Raw genomic sequence first — 25876 nt, 5'->3', positions numbered from 1 at the left:
CGGTCCGACTCGGCGCCGCGCCGGACGATGTCGAGCACCTCGTCCTCGCGACAAAGTGGGGCTGGACCGGTCTCAGCTCAGTGTGTCGGCCAAGGCCGCGTCGAGGTCCGGGTGCGCGAAGGAGTACCCGCCCTCGAGCGCGCGGTGGGGGACGGCGCGCTGGCCGGTGGTGATCATGTCGGCCATCTCGCCGAGGGCCAGCTTCAGCGCGAACCCGGGTGTCGGCACGAAGGCGGGCCGGTGCACGGCCCGGCCGATGGCCTTCGAGAACTCCCGCTGGGTGACCGGCTCGGGCGCCGTGCCGTTGTAGGCGCCGCTCCACGACGCGTCGTCGATCGCTTGGACGTACAGGCCGACGATGTCGTCGATGTGGATCCACGGCACGAAGAACGCGCCGCCGGCGATCGGGCCGCCCATGCCGATCCGGTAGGTCGCGAGCAGCGACTTCAGCGTGCCGCCATGGGCGTCGAGGACGACGCCGGTGCGCATGCGCACCACCCGCACGCCCGTCGCGGCGGCCTTGGCGGCTTCCGCTTCCCACTGCTCGGAGACCTCGGCGAGGAACGTGTGGCCCGCCGCGGTCGTCTCGGGCACTTCTTCGGCGCCGTGCGGCCCGTAGTAGGCGACACCCGAACTGGAGACGAGTACCCGGGGTCGCAGCGCCTCGGGCACCGCCCGGAGTCCGTCGACGAGGTGGCGGGTGCCCAGCACGCGCGATCGCCGGATGCGCTCCTTGACCTCGTCGGTCAGCCGCCGGCCGATCGGTTCGCCCGCCAGGTGGACGACGGCGTCCCGGCCGGCGAGGGCGTCGGCCGGCGCGGGTCCGGCGAGCGGATCCCACTGCCACGTCCGCGGGTCGTCGCCGGCGGACCGGGACAGGGTGGTGACCTCGTCGCCCCGCTGCCGGAGGCGGGCGACGAGCTTGCTGCCGATGAGGCCGGTGGCGCCGGTGACGGTGATCTTCACGATGACGGTTTCCTTGTGGGGTCAGGGAACGAGGATGATCTTGCCGAGCGCGGTCCTGGCGGACGACTCGTTGAGCGCCAACGCCGCGGCCGCCTCCGTCAACGGGAAGCGTGCGGCGATCTTCGCGGTCACGACGCCCTCGCGCAGCAGCCCGAACAAGTGCGTCAGGTCGGTGCGGGTGCGGTTCTGGAAGGCCGTGCGTTTGGCTGTGCCGGGCTTGCCCGCGCCCGCCCAGACGTTGTAGAAGCTCGCGTGCCGGCGCGTGGGCAGGTATTCCCACAGCGCGAGTTTCCCGAGGAGCCGCAGGAATCCCGGCAGGATCGGGCCGGTTTCGTCGATCTTGCTCGCGATGCTGTAGCAGACCAGCGTGCCGGTGCGGTTGAGCAGTCCGTAGGAGATGGGGACGCTCTCGCCGCCGCGGTGGTCGAACACGGCGTCCACACCGCCCGGGGACAGCTCCCGCACCCGCGCGGCCGGATCGGGATCCCGGTAGTCGATCGGTTCCACGCCCATCGCCCGCAGGGCGTCGTGGTGGCGAGGACTGGCGGTGCCGAGCACGCGGGCACCCGCGTGCCGGGCGAGCTGGGCCAGGATGGTGCCCACGCCGCCGCTGGCGCCCAGCACGAGCACGGTCTGCCCGGCCTGCACCTTCGCGCTGCGGTGCAGCATCTGGTAGGCGGTCAAGCCGTTGACGATCACGGTCTCGGCGTCGTCCGCGTCGATCGCGTCGGGCACCTCGACCAGGTCGGCGGCGGTCAGCAGGACGGCCGTGGCCCACCCGCCGACCTTGGTCAGCGCGGCGACGCGCCGGCCGACCAGGGTGGTGTCCACGCCGGGGCCGACGGCTTCGACGATGCCGACCAGGTCGTAGCCGGGGACGAACGGGAAGGCGGGCTGGCCGTAGTAGCGGCCCCGGCGCATCGCGCTTTCGGCCGCGGACACGGCGGTCGATTCGACGCGCACCAACGCCTGGCCGGCGGCGGGCGCGGCCAGCGTGCGCCGGACGAGGCGCAGGCCGGACGACTCGACCTTGCCCGGCATGACCACTTCGCTGACGGTCAGGGTGGCCCCGGCGGGGGTGGTGGTCTCGCTCATGGTCGGCTCCTCGGCACTCGGTGAGTATCCCTCGCTCTGTTAATGACCGTAACTATGCACCGATGCGTCAGTGTGCGTCAACCCGCAAGGTGGGATGAGTGCTCGGGCTGTCCGAACCGAAGCCGACCCGATCAGCGTCGGCGCGGCCGGGTGCTGGAGGGGTTCGGGCTTGAGCTTGGTGTGGAAGACGTCCCGGAGATCTTGCTGAGGTGTGGTGGCGATCCGCATGAGCGGCTCGGCGTCCTGGTCGGGGGAGTGGGTCACCAGGCGGCCGATGGCGAAGGCTTTGGCGGCCGTGACGAGCGGCGAGTGGTGATCGAGGCCGGACCGGACGGTGCCGGGGTGGAACGCGGTGGCGATGGAGCACTGTTGCCAGCAAAGAGTTTCCGATGTTATCGTTAATTTAGTTCCACTGATAACATTCGGAGGTTCGTCTTGATCGTCGTCACTGGCGCGACCGGCGCGCTCAACGGCGCGACCGTGGACCATCTCCTCGACCGGGTCCCGGTCGAGGAGGTCGCCGTCGCGGTCCGCGATGTCACCAAGGCCCGACGTTTCGCCGACCGCGGGGTCGAGGTCCGCCACGGCGACTACGCCGACGCCGCCTCGCTGCCCACCACCTTCCACGGTGCCGACCAGGTGCTGCTGGTCTCCTCCAACGATCCCGGCGCCGATGCGGCCGCCCTGCACCGCACAGCGATCGACGCCGCCGTGACCGCGGGCGTCGGACGCATCCTCTACACCAGCCATCAGGGCGCCGCCTCCCACTCGCCGTTCCGGCCCGCGGTCGTGCACGCCGCGACCGAACAGCTTCTGGCCGAGTCCGGCGTGGCCTGGACGTCGCTGCGCAACGGCTACTACGCCCACAGCCTCGCGTGGCTGGCCGGCCCCTGGCGGGAGACCGGCGTCATCACCGTGCCCGCCGACGGACCGGTGTCCTGGACCGCCCGCGACGACGCCGCCGAAGCCGCCGCGATCATCCTCGCCACCCACGGCGGCTACGACGGCCCGGTCACGCTCACCGCGGACGCGGCCCCCACCTTCGCCGACCTCGCCCGGATCGCCTCAGACCTGACCGGCCGGAGCATCGGGCTGGCCGTCGTCGATCCCGACCGGTGGGTCGCCGACCAGATCGCCGGCGGCCGGCCCGAACCGATGGTCCGCTTCGTGCTCGGCATGTACCAGGCCGCTGAACAAGGCTTCTTCGCCGGGACCGATCCGCTGCTGCGCGACCTGCTCGGCCGCGAACCGCAGTCGGCGCGTGACGTGCTGGCTCACCAGCCGGCCGCGCGCTAGTACCCGAGCGGCAACGGTCCGGCGCGCTGCCCAAACCCAGGACATGCCTGACCGGCGACGCGCTCATGGCCGATGAGCGGACACCGCGTCCTCACACGCGATCCGGCCGGCTCGAATCACCGGCAAACCAGGAGGCACGATGAAAGCAGTGCGGTACGACCGATTTTCCGGCATCGACGGGATCTACCTCGCGGACATCCCCGAACCCGTGGCCGGCCCGGGCGAAGTGGTCGTGCGCGTCGAAGCCGGTGCGCTCAACCCCGGAGCGCTACCGGCACTGCACGGCAGTTCCTACACGCCGGGCCGCGATCTCGCCGGCGAAGTCATGGCGGTCGGCGCCGACGTGCCCGGCTTCACCGTCGGTGACGCGGTGCTGGGCCGCCTGCAGAGCTGGGACGCCCACGCCCAGTTCGTCGCCATCCCCGCAGACCAGCTGGTGAGCAAGCCGCAAGGCCTCTCCTGGGACGTGGCGGGCTCGCTCTGCACCACACCGATGGCGGGCCTCGGCGCCATCCGGGCGGTGGAACCCCGGCCGGGCGAGACCATCGTGATCTCGGGTGCATCGGGTGGCGTCGGGTTCACCGCCGCCCAGCTCGCACTCCGGGCCGGAGCGACGGTGATCGGCCTGACCAGCGACGCACATTTCGACCTGCTCCGCCACCACGGCATCGAGCCGGTCCGATACGGCGACGGCGAACGAGAACGAATCCTCGCCACGACCGATCGAGTCGATGCCTTCATCGACGCTGTCGGTGGCGGCTACCTCGACCTTGCCATCGACCTCGGCGTTCCGGCAGACCGCATCGACACCGTCGTCGACTATCGCGGAGCGAAAGAGAAGGGCGTCAAATCTGTCGGAACGGCTGACGCCGGCGGTCTCCCGGCGCTGGCTGAACTGGCCGCCCTCGCCGCTGCCGGTGACCTGCGCATCCCCATCGCCGCAACGTATCCACTCAGCGCCGTGCGCGATGCCTATCAGGCCCTGGCCGATCGCAAGGTCCACGGGCGCATCGTGCTGCATCCCCAAGATTTCGTCTGAACCACATGGGCAGCGGACCCCAGCGCCGTTGTCAGGAGGCGAAGTGGGTTTGGCTCAGTGTGAGGAGTCTGTGTTGGGTGGTGGGGTCGTGGGATACCGGTGGGGTGGTTGATTCGGTGTCGCGGTTGAAGTATCGGCCGGTGAGGCCGGCGATCCCGGGGTCGGTCGCGAGCCGTGTCGCGCTTGTCGCTCCTTGGGCAGGGGTGAGCATGCTGCGGCGGATGAGTGTGCGCATGGGGCGCAGGAGTGGGGGTATGAGGTCGTCGATGATGGTGGTGGCGACGATTCCCGGGTGCAGGGCGTTGATGGTTACTCCGTCTGCGGCGAGGGCGTGGGCGAGGGCGTAGCCGGCGGTGACGGTCATGAGCTTGGCGCGTGCGTAGGCCTCGAACGGCGCGAACCCGGCTGCGGGGTTGAGTTCCGCGAGATCGCCGATACCGGCCAGGTCGAGGGTTGCCGGGCGGGGCTTGCCGGCGAGTTTGATCCGGCGGGTGTCGTTGAGGGTGTCGCTGGCGACGTTCACCACGCGGGCTTGGCCGCGTCGCAGCGGTAGGTCCAGCAGGGTGGTGAGGCCGTAGGCGGCGAGGTAGTCGAGGGCGATGTGCATCTCGATGCCGTCGGCCGAGACGCGGTGTTCGGCGAAGTGTGCGCCGGCGTTGTTGATGAGGATGTGGATCCGGTCGTGCCGATCCAGGATGGTCTTCGCCGTGGCCACGACGTCCGCGCGCCGGGACAGGTCTGCGGCGATGACGTCGAGCCGGTTCGCTGCCGGCGAGCCGATGCGTGCGCGCAGAGCGTCCGCACGAGCGGTGTTGCGGGCGACGGTGACCACGTGCGCGCCTGCGCGGACGAGGTCGGCGGCGATGATCTGGCCCATGCCACCGGTCGCGCCGGTGACGACGGCGATCTTGCCCGTCAGGTCGGGGATGGTGGCGTTCATCGGGTGATCCTCGGGCAGGCGTGGGTGTAGCGCGGGGTTTCGGCCTCCTCGACCAGGAACGCGGCGAGATCGGCGCGTCCGACCGAACTCCACAGCCGGATGGGCAGGTCGGTGCCGGCCTGGTACTTCCCGATCGCGTCGTGGTCCGACAGCTTCGGTGGCCGCACGATCGTCCAGTCCAGACCGGAGGCGGTGATGAGCGGTTCCATCGTCTCCTTGTCGTGCATCCGCTCAGCCACATTCGCCCACACCGCCAAGGAATACAGCGACTTGTCGTGCGTCTCCAGCACGCCGTGCGCGCTGAGGGCGATCAAACGGGCCACCCCCGCTGCCTTCATCGCCGTGACCGCGGAGCGGATGCCGTCGGTGCAGACCGTCGTCGGGCCCTTGTCCGCCCCGCCCAGCGCGCTGATCACCACGTTCGTGCCCGGCAGCGCACGGGTGAGGGTCGAGGCGTCCGTGACCTCGGGCCAGGTCACCTCGCGGAGGCGTTCCCTCGGTGTGAACGTGCCTGTCCGGCGGACCAGTGCGACGACGTGGTGCCCGCGCTGAAGAGCCGTGGACACCACGTGACGGCCGGTGGCACCGGTCGCTCCGAGGACCGCCACCGTCTTCTGTGATACATCTTGTCTCATAATTCAAGCATGCATCCCGGCTGTACTACGAGTCAAGTTGTCTCATAAGATTGGTTCGTGACCAGCGAGGCAGACCCCCGGTTCCTGCGAAGCCGCGAAGCGATCCTGAACGCCGCCCGTGAGCTGCTGCTGGAACGTGGCCCGACCGCGGTGACGCACGTGCAGGTCGCTGAGCGCGCGGGAGTGGGACGGGCGACGGTCTACCGCCACTGGCCTCAGGCTGAATCCCTCCTCCTCGAGGCCATGGCCACCGTCCCGATGCCGTTCCTCGACAAACCCACCACGCCCACCCGGGACTGGCTACGACGAGAACTGACCGCGATCGCTCGCCAGCTCGAGCTCGACGACGTCCGTGCGGTGTCCACGACCCTGGCCAACACCGCCCTGTGGGACGAGAACATGGACGCCCGTCGCGCGCAGTTCGCCGGCATCCTCGCCGACCGACTCGCGGCCGCCCTCGACGACGCCCGAGCACGCGGCGAGATCACCCTCACGCTCACCAGCCGGAACGCCGCCGCCATGGCCATCGGGCCGATGTATTACCGCAGCACCATCGAGCGTGCTCCGATCGACTCCACCCTCGTCGAAGCCGCCATCGCCGCCCTGGGTACCTGGTCCACCGACTGATGAGCGTCCCGAAACGCACTGGGCACCCGCATTGCACCAGGCCCGCCAGCCGGTGGACCCGTTTCGTGCCGTCGGACGCTGTCCGGGTGACCCGGACGGCCTGGGCGGCGGTGAAGTCCCGTTCGATCACCAGCGCTGGATGCGAGGGCCCGGCGGCGATGGTCAACCCGGCAAGACCGACAGGCACGTCACGACGTTCTGGATGCGGGCGCCACCTGGCTCGGTGCTGCGACAACAGCATCAGCCGAGAGCCGGACGGTCACAGTCAGCCCGCCGGTGGGCAGCGGGCGGGCGTCGAGGTGACCCTCGTGGGCGGCGACGATCGCGGCGACGATGGGGAGTCCCAGGCCGAGGCCGTCGGGGGCGGCGACGCGTTCGCCGATCAGCCGGGTGAAGGGTTGGAACAGCTGGTCCAACTCGTCGGCAGGAATCACCGGTCCTGTGTTGGTCACGGTGGCGGTACTGGAGCCGGTCGCGATAGTGACCGTGCCGCCGGGGATGTTGTGGCGGATCGCGTTGTCCACCAGGTTGGCCATCATGCGCTCGGCCAGGCGGGCGTCGCCCAGGACAGGGGCGCGCATCAGGTCGGTGGTGACGATCACCGACCGCGCCTGCGCCTCCGCCAGGCGAGCCTCGACGACCGAGCTGGTGATTGCTTGCAGGTCGACAGGTTCCCGACGATCGAGGCCGCGTTCGCTGCGGGCCAAGGTCAGTAGCGCTTCGATGAGTCGTTCTTGTTGCTCGCCTGCCGCGAGCACCCGGCGGCACACGGTCTGCAAGCCGGTGAGGGTCGGGGCCGGGTCGGCCAGTGCCACCTCCAGCACGGTTCGCTGACGGGCCAGCGGGGTGCGCAGTTCGTGTGAGGCGTTGGCCACGAACTGGCGTTGCGCGTCGAACGCCGCCTCCAGCCTGGCCAGCAATCCGTCGAACGTGTCGCCCAGTTCCCTCATCTCGTCCTGCCGGCCGGTCATCGCGAGTCGCTGGTGCAGGTCGCCCGCGGAGATGTCTCGGGCGGCCGCGGTGATCGTCCGCAGTGGACGCAGCACCCGGCCGGCCATGATCCAGCCCGAGCCGACGGACACCACCGTCATGATCGCGAGCGCGCCGCCGGACCGCAGGACCAGCCGGCGCACCGTCTCGGCCTGCTGGGTCGTCATCAGCGCGCGTGCTTTTTCCGCGCAGGCCGTGAAGTCGCGGTCGGTGGCCACCGAGCCGTCCGGTTGGGCGCAGAGCCGCACGATTCCGTCGCCGTCCGGCGCGTCCTGGAGCCGGATGACCGGGAACCCGCCTGCCACCAACAGGTACGTGATGACGAGCAGTGCGGCGCCGGACAGCAAGAACAGTCCACTATAGACAATGGTGAGCCGCCACCGCACCGTCCCCCGGGTCATGGCCCGATCCGGTAGCCGGCCTGGGGCACGGTCTCGATGACCGGCGGGTCGCCCAGTTTGCGGCGCAGCCGGCTGACGGTCACCTTCACCGCGGTCGTGAACGGGTCGGCCATCTGGTCCCACACCCGCTCCAGCAGCTCCTCCGCCGGCACGATCCGGCCCTGCGCGGCCAGCAACAGCTCCAACACGCCGAACTCCTTGGGCCCGAGATCCAGCTGACGGCCGTCGCGGGTGGCGGAGCGGCGCGACGGGTCGAGCACCAGACCGGCATGTGTCAGCACTGGGGGCACAGCGGGTTGGGCGCGCCGGAACAACGCACGCAGCCGGGCCACCAGCTCGGCGAACGCGAACGGTTTCGGCAGGTAGTCGTCGGCGCCGAGGCCGAGGCCGTCGACGCGGTCCTCGATCGTCGCCGCGGCGGTCAGCATCAGCACGCGGCCTCGGCGCCCGTCTGCCACGAGGCGTGCGCACACGTCGTCGCCGTGCCGGCCCGGCAGGTCGCGGTCGAGCACGATCACGTCGTAGTCGGCCGTCTGCGCGTGCTCCAACCCGGTCGCGCCGTCGAACACCACGTCCACGGCCATCTGTTCGCGACGCAACCCCACCCCGATCGCCTCGGCCAGCTCCGCGTCGTCCTCGATCACCAGTACCCGCACCCGTGCGAGCTTGCCCCAACCGACGTTGCGTGGCGGTTACACCAGCGCTGTAACCGTCGTGCAACCGTGCGCCGCGTACCTCTGGCGACCATGAATGTGCACTCACGCAGAACCGTGCTCGGCGCCGCCGCGGTCGCCACCGCCGGTCTGCTGTCCACACGAGCCACGGCGCGGGCAGAACCCGCGCTCGCCGCACGTATCCAGGAGATCATCACCCGGTCCGAGCTGGCCGGGTCGCGGTGGGGCATGCGGTTTCATGTTCACCACACGGACGAGCCGGTCTACGCGCTGAACCCGGGTCAGCGGTTCGTGCCGGCGTCCTCGCTCAAGGTCTTCATCGCGGGGTCGGCCTTCGAGGCGCTCGGACCTTCGCACCGGTTCCGGACCAGGGTGAACGCTCACGGTCCCGTCCGCCGTGGCGTGCTCGACGGCGACCTGGTCCTGGTGGCCGGCGGCGACCTGGTGCTCGGGCCCCGGCTCCGGTCGCACGGCACGATCGCGCTGCCGAACCCCGACCACACCTACGGGAGCGCGACCGAGCCCATTCCCGGTGACCCGCTCCGGCAACTTCGCGAGCTCGCCGGCCAGGTGCGACTTCGCGGCGTCCGGCGCGTCACCGGCCGGGTCCGGGTGGACGCCTCGCTGTTCCGGCAGGGAGAGGAGGACATCTTCAACGGCCTCGGCCCGATCCCGGTGTCCCCGATGATGGTCAACGACAACGTCGTCGACGTCGTGGTGACACCGGGTCGCGCGGAGTTGCGGATATGGCCGGAAACCTCTTACGTCACCGTGGTCAACGAGGTCACCACGGTCGACCGGCCGGCGCGGCGGTTGGCGTTCACACCGGTCGCCACCAACCCCGACGGCACGCGGACCGTGCGGCTCACCGGCGACATCCAGGCCGGCGGTCAGCCTGTCGTGTGTCCGTACTTCGTGCCGGACCCGGTCCGCTTCGCCGAGATCGCCTTCGCGCAGGCGCTGACCGATGCCGGCGTCGACATCGCGGACGGGAGGACCGGGGACGGGACGCGCCGCCTGCTCGCCGAGCACATGTCGCCGCCGCTGTCGGAGCAGGCCAAGGTCATGCTCAAGCTCAGCTCCAACGTGCACACCGTGTACTTCCCCTACCTCGTCGGCGCGATCGCCGGGCACGACGCCGACAACGCCGAGGACGCGGGCGCACGTCTCCAGGCCGCGTTGTTCGAGCGCGCCGGCCTCGAGCCGGTCGACCCGACCGGCGGCACCTTCAGCCCGGACTTCTTCGTCCAGTTCCTGCGGCACATGGCACGGCAGCGGTACTTCACGGCGTACCGCGACGCGATGGCGATCCTGGGCCGGGACGGCACGCTCACCGACACCACGCCCGACTCTCCCGCCGCCGGCCGCACGTTCGCCAAGACCGGCACGGGCTTCCTCGGCACCGAGCTGCACAAGGCGCTGGCCGGCTACCTCGTCCTGCCGGACGGGCGGCTGGTGGTGTTCTCGCAGCTCATGGACATGGCGGCCAGATCAGCGGCGGAAGCCATGGCACTACAGGACAGGGCCGGCGTCGCACAGGCTGACGTCGTCACCGCCGTCTACGAATCACTTACCAGGTAAGGGGAATCTCCATGCACACGACACGAAGGTCGGTCTTGGGCCTGTTCGGCGCCGCCGCCGGTCTGCTCGCCACCGGCGTCCCCGGCGACGCCACGCCGTCCGGCGCCGTGCCGCGCGATCTGTTGCCCGGCGGCAGGTTCGACCGGTTCATCGCCGAGCGGGCTGCGGCCGACCAGTTCTCCGGCGCGGTCCTGCTGGCCCACCAGGGCAAACCGGTGCTGACCAGGTTCCACGGCTTGGCCAAACAGGGCGTCCCCAACGCATCGGGCACCCGCTTCGACGTCGCGTCGATCACCAAGTGCCTCACAGCGGTGGCGGTCACACAGCTCGCACAGCAGGGCGCGGTGGCCTTCCACCAGCCGCTCGGCGCCTACCTCGACGGGTTCCCCGCCGACGTCTCCCGCGCGACCGTGCACCAACTGCTGACGCACACCGCGGGCGTCGGCCGGCCCGGCCTGACCAACCAACGACCGGCCGACGAGGACACGTGGGACAGCGTCGACGACGCGTGGCAGGGCATGTCGGCCTACCTGCGTACGTTGCCACTGCGGTTCACGCCGGGCAGCCAGTTCAGCTACAGCAACGACGGCTACTTCGTGCTCGGCGCCATCGCAGCCGCGGTGTCCGGGCTGTCCTTCTACGATTACATACGCCAACACGTGTTCGCCCCGGCCGGTATGACCAGCTCGGCTTTCTTCGCGAAGCCTCAGATCCGCGCCGACGACAGCATCGCCCTCGGCTACGCGACCCGACCCGGCGGCCCGCGCGTCGACGCCACGACCCTGCCGGGGTTCCCCTACGTCGGCGGCCCGTTCACCGGCGCATACTGCACCGCGCAGGACCTCCTCCGCTTCGCCATCGCCCTGCACGGCGGCAGGTTGCTGAACCCCGCGTTCACCCACCTGGCCACGACCGGAAAGCAGGCCGTGAGTCCGGTCGACCTGCCACAGGGCCAGTTCTACGGGTACGGTCAGGTCGAGGCGATCACCGGAGCGCACCGCATAGTGGGACACACGGGCGGCGGCCCCGGCCGATCGAACAACCTCGACGTGTTCCCGGACGCCGGCTGGGTCGCCGTCGTGCTCAGCAACTACGACACCAGCATCCGGCCGATCGTCGATCTCGCCCGTCAGCTGATCGTGAGCTGACACACCAGCCGCGTTTCGTGATGATGAGCGTGTCTTCGCTGGTAGTGGGCTTGTCGGGCGCGGTGCGGGTGTCGTCGGCCGGGGTCATGTCAAGCACTCCGACGGCAGCTCGAACCAGTCCGGATCCTCGAAGCCTCGGGGCGCTCGCCCGAAATCCGCGTCCCGCGACCCGTTCGCCGCGGCGAAGATCCGGTCCGCGTCTTCGAGTTGCGCCGGCAAGGCGTCCTCCCGCAGCGTGTCCGGCGCGGGTGGTTGGCGCACGCCCCCCGGGGTGTATCGCAGGTCGGACAAGCTCAGCCGGGGTCCGGAAGCGCGGCGGTGGCGCCAGCGTCCGGTCGCCGGATCGAAGCGGTAGTCCGTCAGCAGCGTCCATCCCCTCGCCGCCACCCGGTGCACCGCCTGGATCACGTAGCCGACCACCGCGTCGGACATCGTGTAGTCGAAGCTGATCCGCGCCCAGCCCGGTTTGCCGCCCTCCTGGCCGGCGAGGACCTCGTTCCGCAGCTGCCGCGAACGAGCCGGGCTGATTCCGAGCAGGCGGTGCCCGTAGGGGCCGGCACAGGAACAGCCGCCGCGGGCCTGGATGCCGAACAGGTCGTTGAGCAACGTCACCACGTAGTCGTGGTGCAGCCGCTTCCCGCTCGGCCCGCGCACCAGCAGTGACACGATGGCCACCCGGTCGGCGTCGGAGTTGCCGAGCACCTCGAGGTTCGGGTCGGCCGACCACGATTCGAGCGCGCGCCGCAGGACCGCCTGCTCCCGTTCGCGGATGGCCGGGACGCCGACCGCCTGCTGCAGACCGAACACCAGCCCGGCCCGGACGGATTCGACGATCGCGGGAGTGCCGCCTTCTTCGCGGTGCGCGGCGTCGCCGAGGTAGTGGTGATCCGTCGTGCTGACGTAGTCCACGGTGCCACCACCGGGCACGCTCGGAACCCGGTTCCGCAGCAGTTCCCGGCGCACCACCAGCACCCCCGGGGTGCCGGGGCCGCCGACGAACTTGTGCGGCGAAAGGAACATCGCGTCCTTGCGGGAACTGCCCCGGTGGTACATGCGCACACCTCCGTGCGGCGCGGCGGCCGCACAGTCCCAGAACGCGAGCGCGCCGTGCTCGTGCAGGAGATCCGAGATCGCCGGGGCGTCGGAAACGATGCCGGTCACGTTCGACGCCGCGGAGAAGGACCCGATCTTCAGCGGCCGGGCGGCGTGGCGAACCAGTTCGGCACGGAGGGCGTTCCGGGACACGCCGCCGTCGGCGTCTTCCGGGATCGTGACCACGTCGCAGCTCGATTCCCGCCAGAGCAGTTCGTTGGAGTGGTGCTCGAAGGGGCCCAGGAAAACGACCGGCCGGTCCTCCGGAGCGATCGCGTCGGCAAGCCGGCAGCGGTCCGGCAGCCGCAGGCCGAGGATGGTGATCAGCTTGTCGATGGCTCCCGTGGAGCCCGAGCCGGTGAAGATGACGACCGTGTCCTCGTCGCCGCCGACGGCGTCCCGGATCACCGACCGGGCTTCCTCACGCAGCGAGGTGGTCTGCGCCGCGGTGGCCGAGGACTCGCTGTGGGTATTGGCGTACCAGGGGAGGACGTGGTCGCGGATGAAGTCCTCGACGAACGAGACCGCGCGCCCCGAAGCGGTGTAGTCGGCGTAGATCACGCGGCGAAGGCCGAAGGGACCGGCCATCGCCAGGTCGTTGCCGATGATCGACTGCCGCACCCGGTGCATCAGCGCGTTCTCCTCCACTCTTCCCATTGGAGACCTCCCCACGGCCGGGCGGCAGAGGAAAAGGGGCAGTTCTCGTGGCCGTTTGCCTGCTGGGCAGCCGGTCACAGCTTTCGCCGCCGCGGGAGTGGAGAGGGAGATCACGGTCGAGGTCGCGAACGTCGGAACCGCGGTCAGCTTCGTCCGGGCCGGGCTGGGGATCGCGTTTCTCGGTCGGCTACTGGTCCCTGACCGGACGGGCCTCGACACCGTGCGGGTCGCGGACGGCGAAGTGCGCTGGCAGGTCGCCGTCGCCACCGCCTCGACCAGGCGGCCCAGCGCGGCGACCGAGGCGTTCCTGAACCTGCTTCGTGAACGACATCCCGCACCGGAGGCGTCGGCAGCGCCATAACAGCGGCACCACGCCGCCGCACATGGATCCGGTGGGCCACCGTGGCATGCCTGGCGCTGACGGTGGTCGGCGTACTCCTTCGGTCCATTGTGGATCTGTCGATCGCGGCGGGGCTCGGGGGCGCGGTTTGTGCATCAGCCGGGCTTGAGCACCACTTTAACCTTGAGTTCCATTGTTTGTGGTGAGCGACCCTGTTCCTCCTGTAGATCCCGGCGACCCCGAAGCAGGACAGATGACCATTGTGGAAAGCAATTCATCCGGCATCGGCGACGAGCAGATCGCGCCGGTCACCACGCTGCGCGAGCTCGCGCTGGCGGCCGCCGCGCCCGCCGCGCTGCGGGCCGCCATCCGGATCGGCGTGGCCGAACAGCTCGGGGACGTGCCTGTCCCGGTGGAGCAGCTGGCGAAGAACCTCGATGTCGACGCCGGCGTGCTCGAACGACTGCTGCGCAACCTCGGCTGTTACGGGATCTTCGCCGACACCGCCGATGGTGTGATGCACACGTCGGCGTCGGCGTTGCTGCGCGAGGACCACCCGCAGAGCCTCAAGTACTGGGTGCTGTGGGTCACCGAGCCGTGGACCTGGCAGCTCTGGCCGCACCTCGAGGAGGCCGTTCGCCGCGGCGGGCAGGGGCTGTTCGAGGACAAGTACGGCACCGAGTTCTTCGCGCACCTGCACCAGGAATGGGCGGAGTCGACCGAGGTGTTCAACCGGTCCCAGACCGAGCTGAGCCGGATCACCTCCGCGACCATCGCCGACACGCTCGACCTGAGCGACGCCGGAACGATTGCCGACGTCGGCGGTGGCCGGGGATACAACCTGTCCGTCCTGCTGGAGAAGAACCCGCACCTGAAAGGGGTACTGGTCGATCTCCCGGCAGCGGTGGCGAACCCGGACCCGCGGTTGCGCCCCGGTGGCGCGCTCGCCTCGCGGGCCGAGGTGATGGCAGGCGACTGCTTGAAGAAGATTCCCGTCGAAGCCGACGTGTACCTCTTCAAGAGCATCCTCGAGTGGGACGACGACCGCACGGTGACCGCGTTGCGCAACGCCGCGGCGGCGGGGCGGCCCGGCGGCCGGGTGCTCATCGTGACGAACCTCGTCGACGACAGCCCTGAGATCCGGTACGCCACCGGGATCGATCTGCTGTTCCTGCTCAACACCAACGGCAAACGGCACACGATGAAGGGCGTCACGCAGCTCATCGAGCGCGCCGGCCTGTGCTTTGAGGGTGTTTCGCCGATCAAGCCGCTGCTGCACCTGGTCGAGGCTTCCATTCCCCGGTGAGATCCGCGCGGGGAAACGGGTCTGCCCGCCCTCCGAGGAGGGCGGGCAGACCCGGTCGTTTCCCGGCGTCAGCGGCTGTTGAGGATATCGTGCTGTAACTGCTGTGCCTCGAACGACGGCTCCAGACCCAGGTCCTGGTCGAGGATCCCGCGGAGCTGGTGGTAGACGCTCAGCGCCTCGCCACGGCGTCCGGACCGGTGCAGTGCCTGCATGAGCCGGATGTGGAAGGGCTCGTGCAACCGGTGGGTGGCCACCAGGCGCCGGAGCTCACCGACGACCTCGCAGTGCCGGTTGTTGGCCAAATCCGCCTCGATCCGCGCGGACACCGCTTCCAGCCGCTGTTCCTCCAGATACACCGACAGACCCTGCAGGTTCGGGCCCATGGTGACGTCCGCGAGGACGATGCCGCGCCAGAGCGCCAGCGACTCGCGGAGCAGGTCGGCGGCGTTGACGGACTTGCCGTGCCGCAGCGCGGCCCGCCCCCGTGCCATGAGGTCCTGGAACTGGAAGATGTCGACGTTTTCCCGCGGCACGGTGAGGAGATAGCCACCGGGCCGGGTGGTGAGCAATGTCGTGCCCTTGGTGGAGCGCGACGCTTCCCCGAACAGTTTACGCAATTGATACACGTAGGTCTGCACGATGGTTTTGACCGTGCTGGGCGGGTTGTCCGGCCACAGCTCGTCGATCAGCTGGTCGGTGCTGACCATGGCGTTGGCGTTGACTGCCAGCATCGCCAGTACCTGGCGCATCTTGGCTGCGGTGATCTGCACTGAGCACCGGTCTTGTGTCGTTCTGTATGTGTGGCTGACTTCGAGTGTCCCGAGAAGGCCGATCCGAATCTGCTCACTCAGCATAAGAAACTCCGGTGAAAGCCGACGACTGGCAGCTGACGAGGTACTTCCGTCGCATGGGGGTCGGATGATCGCATTCAGCGAATATGGCCGGCGGGTGCGCCGATCAATTTGATCATCGCGACAGTGGCCGACCGCACGGGAAATCCAATGCCGGTCCAGTCGCTTTCAGTATGAGCTCGTGGTTCGGGGAGATCGTCGGGCGGCAAGCAAGGAACACTTCCCCCTCGACGCGAAAATCCACCCAGCATCCCTACTATTCCACCAACGAGTTCTACTGCCCCAGTACTTTATAGTTGAATACTACACATTTGATCGCCTGTCGGCAAGTTTTTCCCAACTAGGTGACTGGTATGTCGGTATCTGGTCATCGTGGTCGGCCACCGGCGGCATGGCTTTGTTCCATCTGGCCTAATATTCGCAAAGATGATCAGATGAAGGAGTGTGTTCGCGGCAACATGAGTCGATTCTGTCCGGTTTGACGCAACCGGTTTCTCCCACGGCAACACGAGAACGGACGGGCCTTCGGACGGCGGATCACGGAGGTGCCGTGATCACGTCGTCGGAAGACCCGCCCGTCGCGGCCGGCTCGGTGGTCAGTCGCCGGCCGGGTGGCTCGCCAGGGCAACCGGTACGAGCCGGTCGTTGACGAGCGCCAGCAGTTCGGCCGGCGTCCGCAGTTCGGTGAGCTGCTCGTCCGGGATGAGGACGCCGTACTCGCGTTTGAGCGTGGCCGAGGTCTCGATGAGGACCAGGGAGTCGTACCCGAGTTCCTCGAACGGGACGTCCACCAGGTCGCGCGGCAACGCGTCGGCGTCGCCGCCGGCGCACTCGACGAGTATGCCGCGCAGCTGGTCGATGCTCATGGTCATGTCAGCTTCCCTTCCGGTGATTTGCGGATGACGGTGGCCGCATTGAAGCCCCAGCGGCCACGGGCGAGCACCAGAGCGGTGTTCACCTCGGCCGGACGGGGCTCGCCGAGCACGACGTCGACGCCGTAGCCGGCCGGTACCTCGGTGGTGCCGAAGGTCGGCGGGATAACGCTTTCCTGGATGCTCATCAGCGCCGAGACGACGTCGAGCACCCCGCCGCCGGACAGCAGCCGCCCGGTCAGCGCCTTGGGGGCGGTGACCGGGACCGCGTGCGCGCCGAAGACCTCGCGCAGGGCCTGCGCTTCGAGGCGGTCCAGCTCCGGGACCCCCACCGCGTCGGCGAACACGACGTCGACGTCGCCGGGGGCGATCCCGGCGTCCGCCAGCGCGGATTCGGCGGCCCGTCGCAGTCCCGGGGGGCGGCCGCTGCCGGGGGCCGGGTCGAAATTGGCCGCGTAGCCCGCGATTTCGCCGTACACCCTGGCGCCGCGGTCGCGCGCGGCGCCGGCGTCCTCGAGCACGCACATGGCCCCGCCCTCGCCGGGGAGGTAGCCGGCCGCGCGCACGTCGAAGGGCCGGTACGCGGTCGCCGGGTCGGGGTCGAGGCTGACCCGGCCGCCGGCCAGGTGCGAGGCCCAGCCCCAGGGGTCGAACGCGGAGTCGACACCGCCGCTCACCACGAGCGGGATGCCCGTGCGGACCGTCCGCCTGGCCTGCCCGAGCGCGTCCAGGCCGCCCGCCTGCTCGGCGACCAGCGCTGTCGACGGCCCGCGCATGCCGTGCCTGATCGAGATCTGGCCGGTGTTCACCGCGTAGAACCAGGCGAAGGATTCGTACACGCTGACGTGTTCCGGGCCCTGGCTCCAGAGCTTCTTGAACTCCCGGTGCGTGAACTCGAACCCGCCGGAGGCGTTGGCCGTGACGATGCCCATGTCGTAGTCGGCCATGGCACTCGTGTCGACGCCGGCGTCGTCGAGCGCGCTCTCCGCGGCGATCAGGGCCAGCCGCGTCGACACGTCCGTCTGCGGCAGCAGCCTGCCCGGCAGGTGCGCGGCCGGGTCGACGTCGGCGACCAGCCCGGCCAGCCTCGCGGGGTACCGGGCCGTGTCGAACCGGTCCAGTACGGCGATTCCGCTCCGGCCGGTCAGGGTCGCGGCCCAGTACTCCTTCGCGCCGAACCCGTTGGGCGCGACGACGCCGATCCCCGTGATGACGGTCATGCGCTCGCCCGCTTCGGCCGGGTGAGGACCATTGCGCTCTGGAAGCCGCCGAAGCCGCTGCCGACGGTGAGCACGGTGTCGACGCGGTGTTCGCGGGCCACGTTCGGCACGTAGTCCAGATCGCATTCCGGATCGGCGACCTGCAGGTTCGCCGTGGGCGGCACGGCATGGTGCTCCATGGCCAGCAGCGAAGCGGCGATCTCCACCGACCCGATGGCGCCCAGTGAATGGCCGACCATCGACTTGATGGAGCTGACCGGTGTCCGGTACGCCTTCTCGCCGAGACTGCGCTTGAACGCCGCGGTCTCGTGCCGGTCGTTCTGCTTGGTGCCCGACCCGTGCGCGTTGATGTAGTCGACGTCCGACGGGTTGAGCCGGGCCTGGTCGATGGCGACCCGGATCGCCTCGGCCATCTCCCGGCCGTCGGTCTTGAGCCCGGTCATGTGGTAGGCGTTGCACCGGGTGGCGAAGCCGCCGACCTCGGCGTAGATGTGCGCGCCCCGCTGCACCGCCGACGTCAGCTCCTCGAGCACGAACACGGCCGCGCCCTCGGCGAGGACGAAGCCGTTGCGTGTGCCGTCGAACGGCCGTGAAGCGTGGGCCGGGTCGTCGTTGTAGGTGGTCGTCGCCTTGATCGCGTCGAAACAGGCCACCACGATCGGGGTGATCGGGGTGTCCGTGGCCCCCGCGATCATGACGTCCGCGCTGCCTTCGCGGATCAGCGCGACGGCGTGCCCGACGGCGTCGAGCCCGGAGGTGCATCCGTCCGACACCATGGCGACCGGCCCCTCCGCGCCGACCGCCCAGGCGATCTCGGCGGGCATGCTGCTCGGGACCATGTAGTCGAACATGTGCGGGGACAGGTGATCGGGTGACACCTCCCAGTTCCGGCCCGAGTCCGACAGCACCAGGTACTCCTGTTCGAGGCTGGTCGCCGCCGCCACCGCGCTGCCCAGGCTCACGCCCACGCGGTGCGGTGACCGCAGGTCGATCCCGCTGTCGGCGAGCGCCTCACGGGCACACACCACCGCGAACTGCGTCGCCCGGTCCATCCGCCGGATCTCCCGAGGGCTCAGGCCCTCCGCCGCGGCGTCGAAGTCGACCTCCGCGGCGACCTGCGACCGGTAGGGTGCGGGGTCGAAGAAGGAGATGCGCCTGGTTGCGGTCCGCCCCGCCGACAACAGCGCCCAGAACTGTTCTCTGCCCAGGGAGCCCGGTGCGCGAACTCCCATTCCGGTGATGACGACTCGGCAATTCACGAGGCGCCACCTGGCACGTGCAAGCCGTTCATTTGCGTGGCCTCCGCGCTCAAGTTTCAGACAATTACCATCGAATTAAGAAGCTAAGCAGAGCCGCTCAACCGCGACTCAACCGACGCTCTACCTCTAATGCGAAACGTGCCGTTAACGAACCGGTAATGGCATTCGGAGAATGCGCGCCTGATCAGGCGCGCCGCCAGTCCATGACGACGTAGTCGTGCGGCTCGCCGAGCCGGCGCAGCAGCCGGAGGTCGGTGTCGCTCACCTTGACCTCCCGGACCTGCCGGGTGTCCACCACCCGGGGGTGCGAGCCGATGACGACGTCGTGCACGACGGTCTCGTCGCGCACGTGCCAGCGCCCGGCGTAGGCCAGGTAGTTGTCCGTCGAGCCGAGGTAGGTCGGTGGTGGGGCGCCGTTCAGGCTGGTCAGCGGCTCGGTGCGCATCAGGCTGGCCGACATGTAGCCGTCCTCGTGGTAGATCAGCAGTCCGTCCGCCTGGTCGCCCATCGGGCCTTCGCTGGTGGACCCGTCGTCCTCCAGGTAGTAGTGGGCCACCAGCCGCCAGACTCCGGCGAGGTCCTTCTCGAAGATCATCTGTGCTCCCGGCGTGACAGAGTGCGGGCAGGATACAACTCGTTGTGACCGTGCCGGGACGATCTCAACGCTCACTCAAGCCGGTGTGTGAACCACCTTTCCGCATTCGGTCGAAATCGTTCAATTTGGTCATTTCGGGAGATATTCCATGATCGTCCTGGTGCGAGGAAGTGATCGGGTCCCGCACTGCCGTCCGGTGGTTCAGTACCGGTTGAGGACGCCTTGAGGCCGCATTCATAGCGTCAAATCGTCGCCCCGTGCCTGCGTGCAGTCCACCATTCGGAGGAAATCATGATCGTGCACACCCTCATTTACCGATTTTCGCCGGAGGCTGGTGAGGAAAAGATCAGGAGTTTCTTCGACGGGCTGCGTGAGGTCACGGTCGAATCCGGTTTGATCTCGGCGTTCGGCTGGAAGCCGCATGTGCTCTTCCCGGTCGACGAACAGGCGAAGGGGATGACGGCGACACACATCGCGCAGTTCTCCTGCGAGGACGTGGCGACCCTGCGGAAGTTTTCCGAAATGCCCGTTGTGCACCAGTTCATCACCAAATGGCGGGGTGAGCTGAACTACGAAGCCGCGTATGCCAACCACGAGGAGATGCTGCCGTCGGGCAGCGGAAAGGGGAACGCCATGTTCCACACCGAGCACACCGTGACCGTCGAGGCGCCGGCGGACGTCGTCTACGCCGTGCTGGCCGACATCGAGGGCTACGCGGACCTGTTCCCGCCGACCCGGGAATCGACGATTCTGGAGGAGAGCGAGACCCACCAGATCGCGCGGCTGGTGGTCGACGTCAGCGGCCAGATCCAGAGCTGGGTGAGCCGCCGCGACCTCGACCGCGGGCGACGCACCATCGCCTACCGCCAGCTGGAGAACGCGCCCATGATCGAGTTCATGGGCGGCGAGTGGCGCGCGCTCCCGCTCGACGACGAGCGCACTCAGCTGGTCATCACCCACGACTTCGCCGCCCGCCCCACCGAGGCCGTCCCGTCCGCGGAGCGGGCCACCGAGCTGCTGCAGGCCGCGGTCGAGCGGAACAGCCACGCCGACCTCGACGCGGTGCGCAAGGAGTCGGAGCGGCGCGTGCAGGTCGTGGGCAGCCCGGCGTGAGTCCCCGGCTGATCGATCTGAGCGTGCCGGTGCTGGACGGCCCGAGCGAGGCCACCCCGGTCGAGGTGTCGCTGCTCGACCACAAGGCGGCGCCGGCCGCGCTGGGTCTGCGGCCGGAGGACTTCCCGGAGGGCGAATCGATCTCCAACGAGACGATCACGCTCACCACACACACCGGCACCCACATGGACGCGCCGTTGCACTACGGCCTCCGCAGCGGGGGAGAGGCCGCGGCGGCCATCGACGAGATCCCGCTGGAATGGTGCTTCGCCCCCGGCGTCCGGCTCGACCTGCGGCACGTCCCGCCCGGCGCCGGGATCACCACCGCCGACGTCGAGGACGCGCTGGCCAAGATCCCGTACGAGCTCCGGGCGGGGGACATCGTGCTGCTCTGGACCGGGGCGGACCGGCTGTGGGGTGCCGAAACCTATCGCACCGACCACCCGGGAATGACCCGGGAGTCGACGGCCTACCTCGTCGAGCGCGGGATCAAGGTCATCGGCATCGACGCCTGGGGTTTCGACCGGCCGTTCGCCTCGATGGTGGGGGACTACCGGGAGAACCGGGACAACCGGGTGCTCTGGCCCGCGCACCTCTACGGGCGCGAGAAGCCGTATTGCCAGCTGGAGAAGCTCGCCAACCTCGACGCGCTGCCCGAGGCGACCGGGTTCACCGTGGCCTGTTTCCCGGTCAAGCTCGCCGGGCTCGGCGCGGGCTGGACGCGGGTGGTCGCGGTCGTCGACGAGGCGTGAGGCGTGCGGGACCCGGGGCCGGTGGCGTACCGGCCTCGGGTTCGGGCACGTCCGGGGTTCAGCCGTGGGCCCTCTTGCGGGTGGGCGCCCAGAGCCGGTCGGCGTCGTCGGCCGCGAGCCGGCCGCGGTAGACACCGATCTTGTGGTTGATGAGCTGGAGGTTCTCCTGCAGCTCGGCGATCTTGGCCGTCACGTCGGCGGCGTGCGCCTCCATGAGCGCGAGCCGCTCCTGCTCGTTGCCGTGTCCCTCGGCCACGAGGTCGGCGTACTGCTTGATCGTCTTGATGGGCATGCCGGTGGCTCGCAGCTTGGTGCAGACCGAGATCCAGTCGAGGTCGACCTGGTGGTAGCGCCGCCGTCCGCCGTTGGTGCGGTCGACGTCGGTGATGACCAGGCCGGCGCGTTCGTAGTAACGCAGCGTGTGCGCGCTGACGCCGGTGCGGCGAGCGGCTTCGGCGATGCTCATCCCCACCTCGCCGGCGGGACGAGTGGGCCGGGGTCGCGACTGTTGCTTGACTTCGAGCACGCTCTAAATCCTAGCATCGGGTACAGCCACCCGCTCCTGATCGCTGGCCGCGCACTCTGATTGGATTCGAATGACGGAACTCAGCCCACGCCAACGATCACTGGTGCTTGCCATCTGCTGCGCCAGCATGATCGTCGTGGTCATGGACATCTCCATCGTCAACACCGCCCTGCCGACCATCCACCGTGACCTGAACGCCTCGGTGACCGGCCTGCAGTGGACGGTCGACGCCTACACCCTCGTCCTGGCCAGCTTCCTGCTGCTGGCCGGGTCCACCGCCGACCGCGTCGGCCGCAAGCGCATCTTCCAGATCGGCCTCGTCGCCTTCGGCGTCGGTTCGCTGCTGTGCGCGCTGGCGCCGAGCATCGAGTGGCTGATCGTGGCCCGCGCCGTGCAGGCCATCGGCGGGACCATGCTCAACCCGGTGGCGATGGCCATCATCGCCACCACGTTCACCGTCCCGGCCGAGCGGGCGAAGGCCATCGGCGTGTTCGGTTCGATGTCGGGCCTCTCGCTGGCGCTGGGCCCGATCCTCGGCGGTGCACTGGTCGACGGCTTCGGCTGGCGCTCGGTGTTCTGGATCAACGTGCCGATCGTGCTCGTCGCGGTCGTCCTCACCACGCTGTTCGTGCCCGAATCCCGCGCGCCGCGGGCACGCCGGTTCGACCCGGTGGGCCAGCTGCTGGTGATCGCCGTGCTGGGCAGCGTCGTCTACGCGATCATCGAAGCCAACCGCCGTGGCTGGACCTCGCCGCTCATCCTCGTGCTGCTGGCCGTCACGGTGGTGGGCGTGCTCGGTGTCGTCGCGTACGAGACCCGCCGGACCGACCCGCTGCTGGAACTGCGCCTGTTCCGCAGCGTGCCGTTCAGCTCGGCGATCCTGATGGCGCTGTTCGGCCTGTGCGCCTTCGGTGCGTTCCTGTTCGTCACGACGCTGTACCTGCAGAACGTCCGCGGCATGTCGGCGCTGACGGCCGGGCTGAGCCTGCTGCCCGTCGGCGCGCTGATCGCCCTGCTTTCGCCGCGCACCGGGAAGTTCGTCGGCGCGCACGGTCCCCGGATTCCGCTGGTGGTCTCCGGCACCGCGCTGGCACTGGGCGGCCTGCTGTCGCTGGTGTTCACCCCGGCGACGCCGCTGGTGCTCGTGCTCGCGGTCTTCCTGTTCTTCGGCGTTTTCCAGGGCACCATCAACCCGCCGATCACCAACACGGCCGTCTCCGGGATGCCGCGGTCGATGGCGGGCGTGGCCACCTCGCTGGCCTCGGCCGGCCGGCAGACCGGTACCACGCTGGGTGTCGCGATCGCCGGGACCATCGTCGGTTCGGTCAGCGGCGGGACCGCGTTCACCGACTCCGAACACGGCGTGTGGTGGCTGATCTTCGGCCTGGGCCTGGGGATCCTGGCGCTGGGCCTGATCAGCACCGGCCCGTGGGCCAAGACCACCGCCGCGCGGGCCGCGGCACTGTTCGAGGAGGTCGAGGCAGGTGCTCCCGCGCCGGCCGCCCCTGCCCCGCAGCCGCAGGTGCGTGCCGAGCGGAGCTGACCACCGTCCCCAGCGGTGGTCGGTGGGTGGTGAGCCGGATTCCGAGCCGGCTCACCACCCCCGACAGCTTCCGGGACCGGGGTTCAGCTGGTGGACAGGGCCCGGCGGCTCGAGGCTCGCAGTGGCCGCAAGGCTTCCTCGGTGCGCACCAGTTCGTCGAGCATCGCCGCGGCGGCCTGGTCCATGGCCCCGTCGGCGTGGAATTCGCCTTCGCGGATGAACTGCGGGTGCCACGCGATGTTCACCCCCTCGAACACCGGCAGCATCCGCAGTGTCGTCACGACCTGCTTCAGCTGCTGAACCGCGCGGGTTCCCGCGGAAACGCCGCCGTAGGAAACGAACCCGACCGGCTTGTGGTGCCATTCGGCGTGCAGGTAGTCGATCGCGTTCTTGATCGTGGCCGGATAACCGAAGTTGTACTCCGGCGTGATGAACACGACGGCGTCCGCGGCGTCGACCACGGCGCTCCAGTCGAGGGTGTGCTGCCGGGTGTACTGCCGCAGTCGCGGAACGTTGGGCTCGTCCAGCAGCGGCAGGGCCAGTTCGGCGAGATCCGTGACGGCGGTTTCGAAGCCACCGTGTGCTTTCGCCTGGTCGGTGAACCACCGCGAAATGGGGAGGCCGGCGCGGCCGGGCCGGGTCGATCCGACGATGATCATCAGCTGGGGCATGAGACCTCATGTCTTTCTGCTGCGGGTATCTCGGGGGAGAGCAGCGCCAATGCTGCGAACTGCCTGGATCTTACCGCGAACTGCCGCCGTATCGGGCCGTTCGGACGACAAAACCACCCCTGCGCAAAGCGCGGGGTGGTTCTGTGGCGGGCCCGGACCTTATTTCTTTCTCGCGGCTTCGTTCGCCGGGGCGTCGATGACCTCGCGCCGGTAGCTTTCGATGATTTCCAGGTATTCCTTCTGCTCCTGCACGCCCACGCCGCAGTAGCTCAGCGACGCGGCGATTTCGAGGGCCACCACGTCGAAGTCGTGTTCGGACGCGATCATGTCCACGTGCGCGTAGTGCATGTCACGGCCCGGGTAGCACTTCGGGCCGCCGGTCTGTTCGGCCGACCACGCGGTGACCATGAACTTGAACCCGGGACGTCCGTTGCGCTCGTGCATCTTGGCCACGTACGGGTTCCGGTTGGCCCAGACGTTTTCGAAGAGCCGGTCGGTGAGCACGTCCATCACGGCGGCGATGCCGAAGATGCCGCCGAGGCGCTCGTAGAGGGATGGCGTCTCCGCCGGTTCCGTGAGGTCGGTTTCCGTCATGGCGTTCTCCTCGTGTGATCAGCGGTTACCTGGTGATGTGCTGGCGGAGCAGGGTTTCGTCGGCCGCGCTGAGCCGATCGGCCGCGAGCTTCGCCTGGTGCCAGTACGGGTAGAGCAGGGGCGAAACGCTCACCTCGTCCAGCCGGGCGCGTTCGTCCGCGGCGAGCACCAGGTCGGCGGCGCCGAGGTTGTCCGCCAGCTGCTCGTCGGTCCGGGCGCCGATCACCAGCGACGTCACGGCCGGCTTGGACAGCAGCCAGGAAAGCGCTACCTGGGCCGGGGAAACGCCGCGGTCGCCGGCGATCTCCGACAGGACGTCGATGACGTCGTACAACTGCTTTTCGTCGCGCACCGGCGGTTCGTTCCACCCCGCGAACCGCCGCGACCCCTCCGGCGGCTGCTCGCCGCGGCGGTACTTGCCGGACAGCAGCCCGCCGGCCAGCGGGCTCCACACCAGCACGCCGACGCCCTGGTCGACGGCCGCCGGGATGAGCTCGTACTCGGCTTCCCGTGCCTGCAGGGAATAGTAGATCTGCTGGCTGACGAACCGGGTCAGGCCGAGGCGGTCCGAGGTCGCCAGCGCCTTCATCAGGTGCCAGCCGGCGTAGTTCGAGCAGCCGAGGTAGCGGATCTTCCCGGCGTGCACCAGATCGTCCAGTGCGGACAGGGTTTCCTCGAGCGGTGTCGCGCCGTCCCACTCGTGGACCTGGTAGAGGTCGATGTGGTCGGTGCCCAGCCGGCGCAGGCTCGCCTCGCACGCGTTGATCAGGTGGTGGCGCGAAAGGCCGGCGTCGTTGGGACCGGTGCCCGTCGGCATCCGCGCCTTCGTCGCGACCAGCACGCGATCCCAGCGTCCTTTCAGGGCCTGGCCGACGATTTCCTCGGACGCGCCACCGGAATACGCGTCGGCGGTGTCGACCAGGTTGACGCCCGCGTCGAGCGCGCGGTCGACCTGGCGGGTCGCGTCGGGCAGGTCGGTGGTGCCCACCTTGGCGAAGACACCGCTCGCGCCGAAGGTCAGCGCGCCCATGGTCAGCACGGACACGCGGATCCCGGATTTGCCCAGCTGCCGATATTCCATACCGAAACCCCT

General features: G+C 69.3%; 26 protein-coding genes. 10 read left to right on the top strand and 16 right to left on the bottom strand.

The window, feature by feature from the left end:
- Positions 1-72 precede the first annotated feature (72 nt).
- Together ACLJQF_RS11615 and ACLJQF_RS11610 are read right to left on the bottom strand one after the other, a co-directional pair.
- On the bottom strand, positions 73-966 hold the full coding sequence (locus ACLJQF_RS11615) for a TIGR01777 family oxidoreductase (RefSeq protein ID WP_410608268.1): 894 nt from the start codon (positions 964-966) through the stop codon (positions 73-75).
- Between the two features lie 21 nt (positions 967-987).
- Positions 988-2061: a medium chain dehydrogenase/reductase family protein gene (locus ACLJQF_RS11610; protein WP_410608267.1), complete on the bottom strand. Its 1074-nt coding sequence runs from the start codon at positions 2059-2061 to the stop codon at positions 988-990.
- A 435-nt stretch (positions 2062-2496) separates the two neighbouring features.
- Between ACLJQF_RS11610 and ACLJQF_RS11605 the strand changes: the two genes are divergently transcribed.
- Both ACLJQF_RS11605 and ACLJQF_RS11600 read left to right on the top strand, forming a co-directional pair.
- Positions 2497-3357, top strand: a complete 861-nt coding sequence (locus ACLJQF_RS11605; protein ID WP_410608266.1) for an NAD(P)H-binding protein — start codon at positions 2497-2499, stop codon at positions 3355-3357.
- A gap of 139 nt (positions 3358-3496) precedes the next feature.
- A complete protein-coding gene (locus ACLJQF_RS11600) occupies positions 3497-4396 on the top strand; it encodes an NADP-dependent oxidoreductase (RefSeq protein ID WP_410608265.1) in 900 nt (299 codons plus the stop codon).
- Positions 4397-4427: 31 nt separating this feature from the next.
- Here the strand turns inward: ACLJQF_RS11600 and ACLJQF_RS11595 are convergent, their stop codons facing one another.
- Together ACLJQF_RS11595 and ACLJQF_RS11590 are read right to left on the bottom strand one after the other, a co-directional pair.
- Positions 4428-5336, bottom strand: coding sequence for an SDR family NAD(P)-dependent oxidoreductase (locus ACLJQF_RS11595; RefSeq protein ID WP_410608264.1), 909 nt, complete (start codon positions 5334-5336; stop codon positions 4428-4430).
- Positions 5333-5944, bottom strand: a complete 612-nt coding sequence (locus ACLJQF_RS11590) for an NAD(P)-dependent oxidoreductase (RefSeq protein WP_410608263.1) — start codon at positions 5942-5944, stop codon at positions 5333-5335. Before ACLJQF_RS11590 ends, ACLJQF_RS11595 begins: the two co-directional genes overlap by 4 nt.
- An 84-nt stretch (positions 5945-6028) precedes the next feature.
- Here ACLJQF_RS11590 and ACLJQF_RS11585 point away from each other — a divergent pair, with 84 nt between their 5' ends.
- A complete protein-coding gene (locus ACLJQF_RS11585) occupies positions 6029-6598 on the top strand; it encodes a helix-turn-helix domain-containing protein (RefSeq protein WP_410608262.1) in 570 nt (189 codons plus the stop codon).
- 188 nt (positions 6599-6786) lie between these two features.
- Here ACLJQF_RS11585 and ACLJQF_RS11580 read toward each other — a convergent pair whose 3' ends face one another.
- Positions 6787-7989, bottom strand: a complete 1203-nt coding sequence (locus tag ACLJQF_RS11580) for a sensor histidine kinase (protein WP_410608261.1) — start codon at positions 7987-7989, stop codon at positions 6787-6789.
- Positions 7986-8645: a response regulator transcription factor gene (locus ACLJQF_RS11575; protein ID WP_410608260.1), complete on the bottom strand. Its 660-nt coding sequence runs from the start codon at positions 8643-8645 to the stop codon at positions 7986-7988. Before ACLJQF_RS11575 ends, ACLJQF_RS11580 begins: the two co-directional genes overlap by 4 nt.
- Before the next feature lie 96 nt (positions 8646-8741).
- Here ACLJQF_RS11575 and dacB point away from each other — a divergent pair, with 96 nt between their 5' ends.
- Together dacB and ACLJQF_RS11565 are read left to right on the top strand one after the other, a co-directional pair.
- Positions 8742-10244 carry a D-alanyl-D-alanine carboxypeptidase/D-alanyl-D-alanine-endopeptidase gene (dacB, locus tag ACLJQF_RS11570; RefSeq protein WP_410608259.1) on the top strand — a complete coding sequence of 501 codons (1503 nt, stop codon included), beginning with the start codon at positions 8742-8744 and terminating at the stop codon, positions 10242-10244.
- Positions 10245-10255: 11 nt separating this feature from the next.
- Positions 10256-11392 (top strand): serine hydrolase domain-containing protein, encoded by a 1137-nt coding sequence (locus ACLJQF_RS11565; RefSeq protein ID WP_410608258.1) that lies wholly within the window; start codon positions 10256-10258, stop codon positions 11390-11392.
- Positions 11393-11476: 84 nt separating this feature from the next.
- Here the strand turns inward: ACLJQF_RS11565 and ACLJQF_RS11560 are convergent, their stop codons facing one another.
- Positions 11477-13141, bottom strand: a complete 1665-nt coding sequence (locus ACLJQF_RS11560; RefSeq protein WP_410608257.1) for an aminotransferase class V-fold PLP-dependent enzyme — start codon at positions 13139-13141, stop codon at positions 11477-11479.
- Here ACLJQF_RS11560 and ACLJQF_RS11555 point away from each other — a divergent pair.
- Together ACLJQF_RS11555 and ACLJQF_RS11550 are read left to right on the top strand one after the other, a co-directional pair.
- Positions 13089-13502 carry a LysR family transcriptional regulator substrate-binding protein gene (locus tag ACLJQF_RS11555; RefSeq protein ID WP_410608381.1) on the top strand — a complete coding sequence of 138 codons (414 nt, stop codon included), beginning with the start codon at positions 13089-13091 and terminating at the stop codon, positions 13500-13502. The genes ACLJQF_RS11560 and ACLJQF_RS11555 overlap by 53 nt on opposite strands.
- Positions 13503-13734: 232 nt before the next feature.
- Positions 13735-14787, top strand: coding sequence for a methyltransferase (locus tag ACLJQF_RS11550; protein ID WP_410608256.1), 1053 nt, complete (start codon positions 13735-13737; stop codon positions 14785-14787).
- Positions 14788-14855: 68 nt separating this feature from the next.
- Here ACLJQF_RS11550 and ACLJQF_RS11545 read toward each other — a convergent pair whose 3' ends face one another.
- From ACLJQF_RS11545 to ACLJQF_RS11525, 5 genes are all read right to left on the bottom strand, one after another.
- Positions 14856-15557 carry an AfsR/SARP family transcriptional regulator gene (locus ACLJQF_RS11545; RefSeq protein ID WP_410608255.1) on the bottom strand — a complete coding sequence of 234 codons (702 nt, stop codon included), beginning with the start codon at positions 15555-15557 and terminating at the stop codon, positions 14856-14858.
- A 677-nt stretch (positions 15558-16234) separates the two neighbouring features.
- Positions 16235-16510 (bottom strand): acyl carrier protein, encoded by a 276-nt coding sequence (locus ACLJQF_RS11540; protein ID WP_410608254.1) that lies wholly within the window; start codon positions 16508-16510, stop codon positions 16235-16237.
- The gene (locus tag ACLJQF_RS11535; RefSeq protein WP_410608253.1) at positions 16507-17730 is read right to left on the bottom strand and encodes a ketosynthase chain-length factor; all 1224 of its coding nucleotides are present in this window, start codon (positions 17728-17730) and stop codon (positions 16507-16509) included. The genes ACLJQF_RS11540 and ACLJQF_RS11535 overlap by 4 nt, the downstream gene beginning before the upstream one ends.
- Positions 17727-18989 carry a beta-ketoacyl-[acyl-carrier-protein] synthase family protein gene (locus tag ACLJQF_RS11530; protein ID WP_410608252.1) on the bottom strand — a complete coding sequence of 421 codons (1263 nt, stop codon included), beginning with the start codon at positions 18987-18989 and terminating at the stop codon, positions 17727-17729. Before ACLJQF_RS11530 ends, ACLJQF_RS11535 begins: the two co-directional genes overlap by 4 nt.
- 184 nt (positions 18990-19173) lie before the next feature.
- Entirely contained in the window at positions 19174-19584 is a 411-nt protein-coding gene (locus ACLJQF_RS11525) for a lipocalin-like domain-containing protein (protein ID WP_410608251.1), read from the bottom strand.
- A 291-nt stretch (positions 19585-19875) separates the two neighbouring features.
- Here ACLJQF_RS11525 and ACLJQF_RS11520 point away from each other — a divergent pair, with 291 nt between their 5' ends.
- The gene (locus tag ACLJQF_RS11520) at positions 19876-20697 is read left to right on the top strand and encodes an aromatase/cyclase (protein ID WP_410608250.1); all 822 of its coding nucleotides are present in this window, start codon (positions 19876-19878) and stop codon (positions 20695-20697) included.
- Positions 20694-21449 carry a cyclase family protein gene (locus ACLJQF_RS11515; protein WP_410608249.1) on the top strand — a complete coding sequence of 252 codons (756 nt, stop codon included), beginning with the start codon at positions 20694-20696 and terminating at the stop codon, positions 21447-21449. Before ACLJQF_RS11520 ends, ACLJQF_RS11515 begins: the two co-directional genes overlap by 4 nt.
- A 58-nt stretch (positions 21450-21507) precedes the next feature.
- On the opposite strand, the gene ACLJQF_RS11510 is transcribed toward ACLJQF_RS11515, so the two are convergent.
- Positions 21508-21915, bottom strand: a complete 408-nt coding sequence (locus ACLJQF_RS11510) for a MerR family transcriptional regulator (protein WP_410608248.1) — start codon at positions 21913-21915, stop codon at positions 21508-21510.
- A 187-nt stretch (positions 21916-22102) separates the two neighbouring features.
- On the opposite strand from ACLJQF_RS11510, the gene ACLJQF_RS11505 reads away from it, so the two are divergent.
- Positions 22103-23518: an MFS transporter gene (locus ACLJQF_RS11505; RefSeq protein WP_410608247.1), complete on the top strand. Its 1416-nt coding sequence runs from the start codon at positions 22103-22105 to the stop codon at positions 23516-23518.
- Positions 23519-23601: 83 nt separating this feature from the next.
- Here the strand turns inward: ACLJQF_RS11505 and ACLJQF_RS11500 are convergent, their stop codons facing one another.
- The 3 genes from ACLJQF_RS11500 to ACLJQF_RS11490 all read right to left on the bottom strand — a co-directional run bounded on the left by ACLJQF_RS11500 (position 23602) and on the right by ACLJQF_RS11490 (position 25864).
- The gene (locus tag ACLJQF_RS11500) at positions 23602-24189 is read right to left on the bottom strand and encodes an NADPH-dependent FMN reductase (RefSeq protein ID WP_410608246.1); all 588 of its coding nucleotides are present in this window, start codon (positions 24187-24189) and stop codon (positions 23602-23604) included.
- A gap of 159 nt (positions 24190-24348) precedes the next feature.
- The gene (locus ACLJQF_RS11495) at positions 24349-24783 is read right to left on the bottom strand and encodes a group I truncated hemoglobin (protein ID WP_410608245.1); all 435 of its coding nucleotides are present in this window, start codon (positions 24781-24783) and stop codon (positions 24349-24351) included.
- Positions 24784-24808: 25 nt separating this feature from the next.
- The gene (locus ACLJQF_RS11490) at positions 24809-25864 is read right to left on the bottom strand and encodes an aldo/keto reductase (protein ID WP_410608244.1); all 1056 of its coding nucleotides are present in this window, start codon (positions 25862-25864) and stop codon (positions 24809-24811) included.
- Positions 25865-25876 lie beyond the last annotated feature (12 nt).

The sequence above is a fragment of the Amycolatopsis sp. lyj-109 genome, assembly GCF_046548995.1.
GTDB lineage: Bacteria > Actinomycetota > Actinomycetes > Mycobacteriales > Pseudonocardiaceae > Amycolatopsis.
The sequence above is the reverse complement of the archived record's forward strand: the minus strand, read 5'-3'. Positions and strand labels throughout refer to the sequence as shown.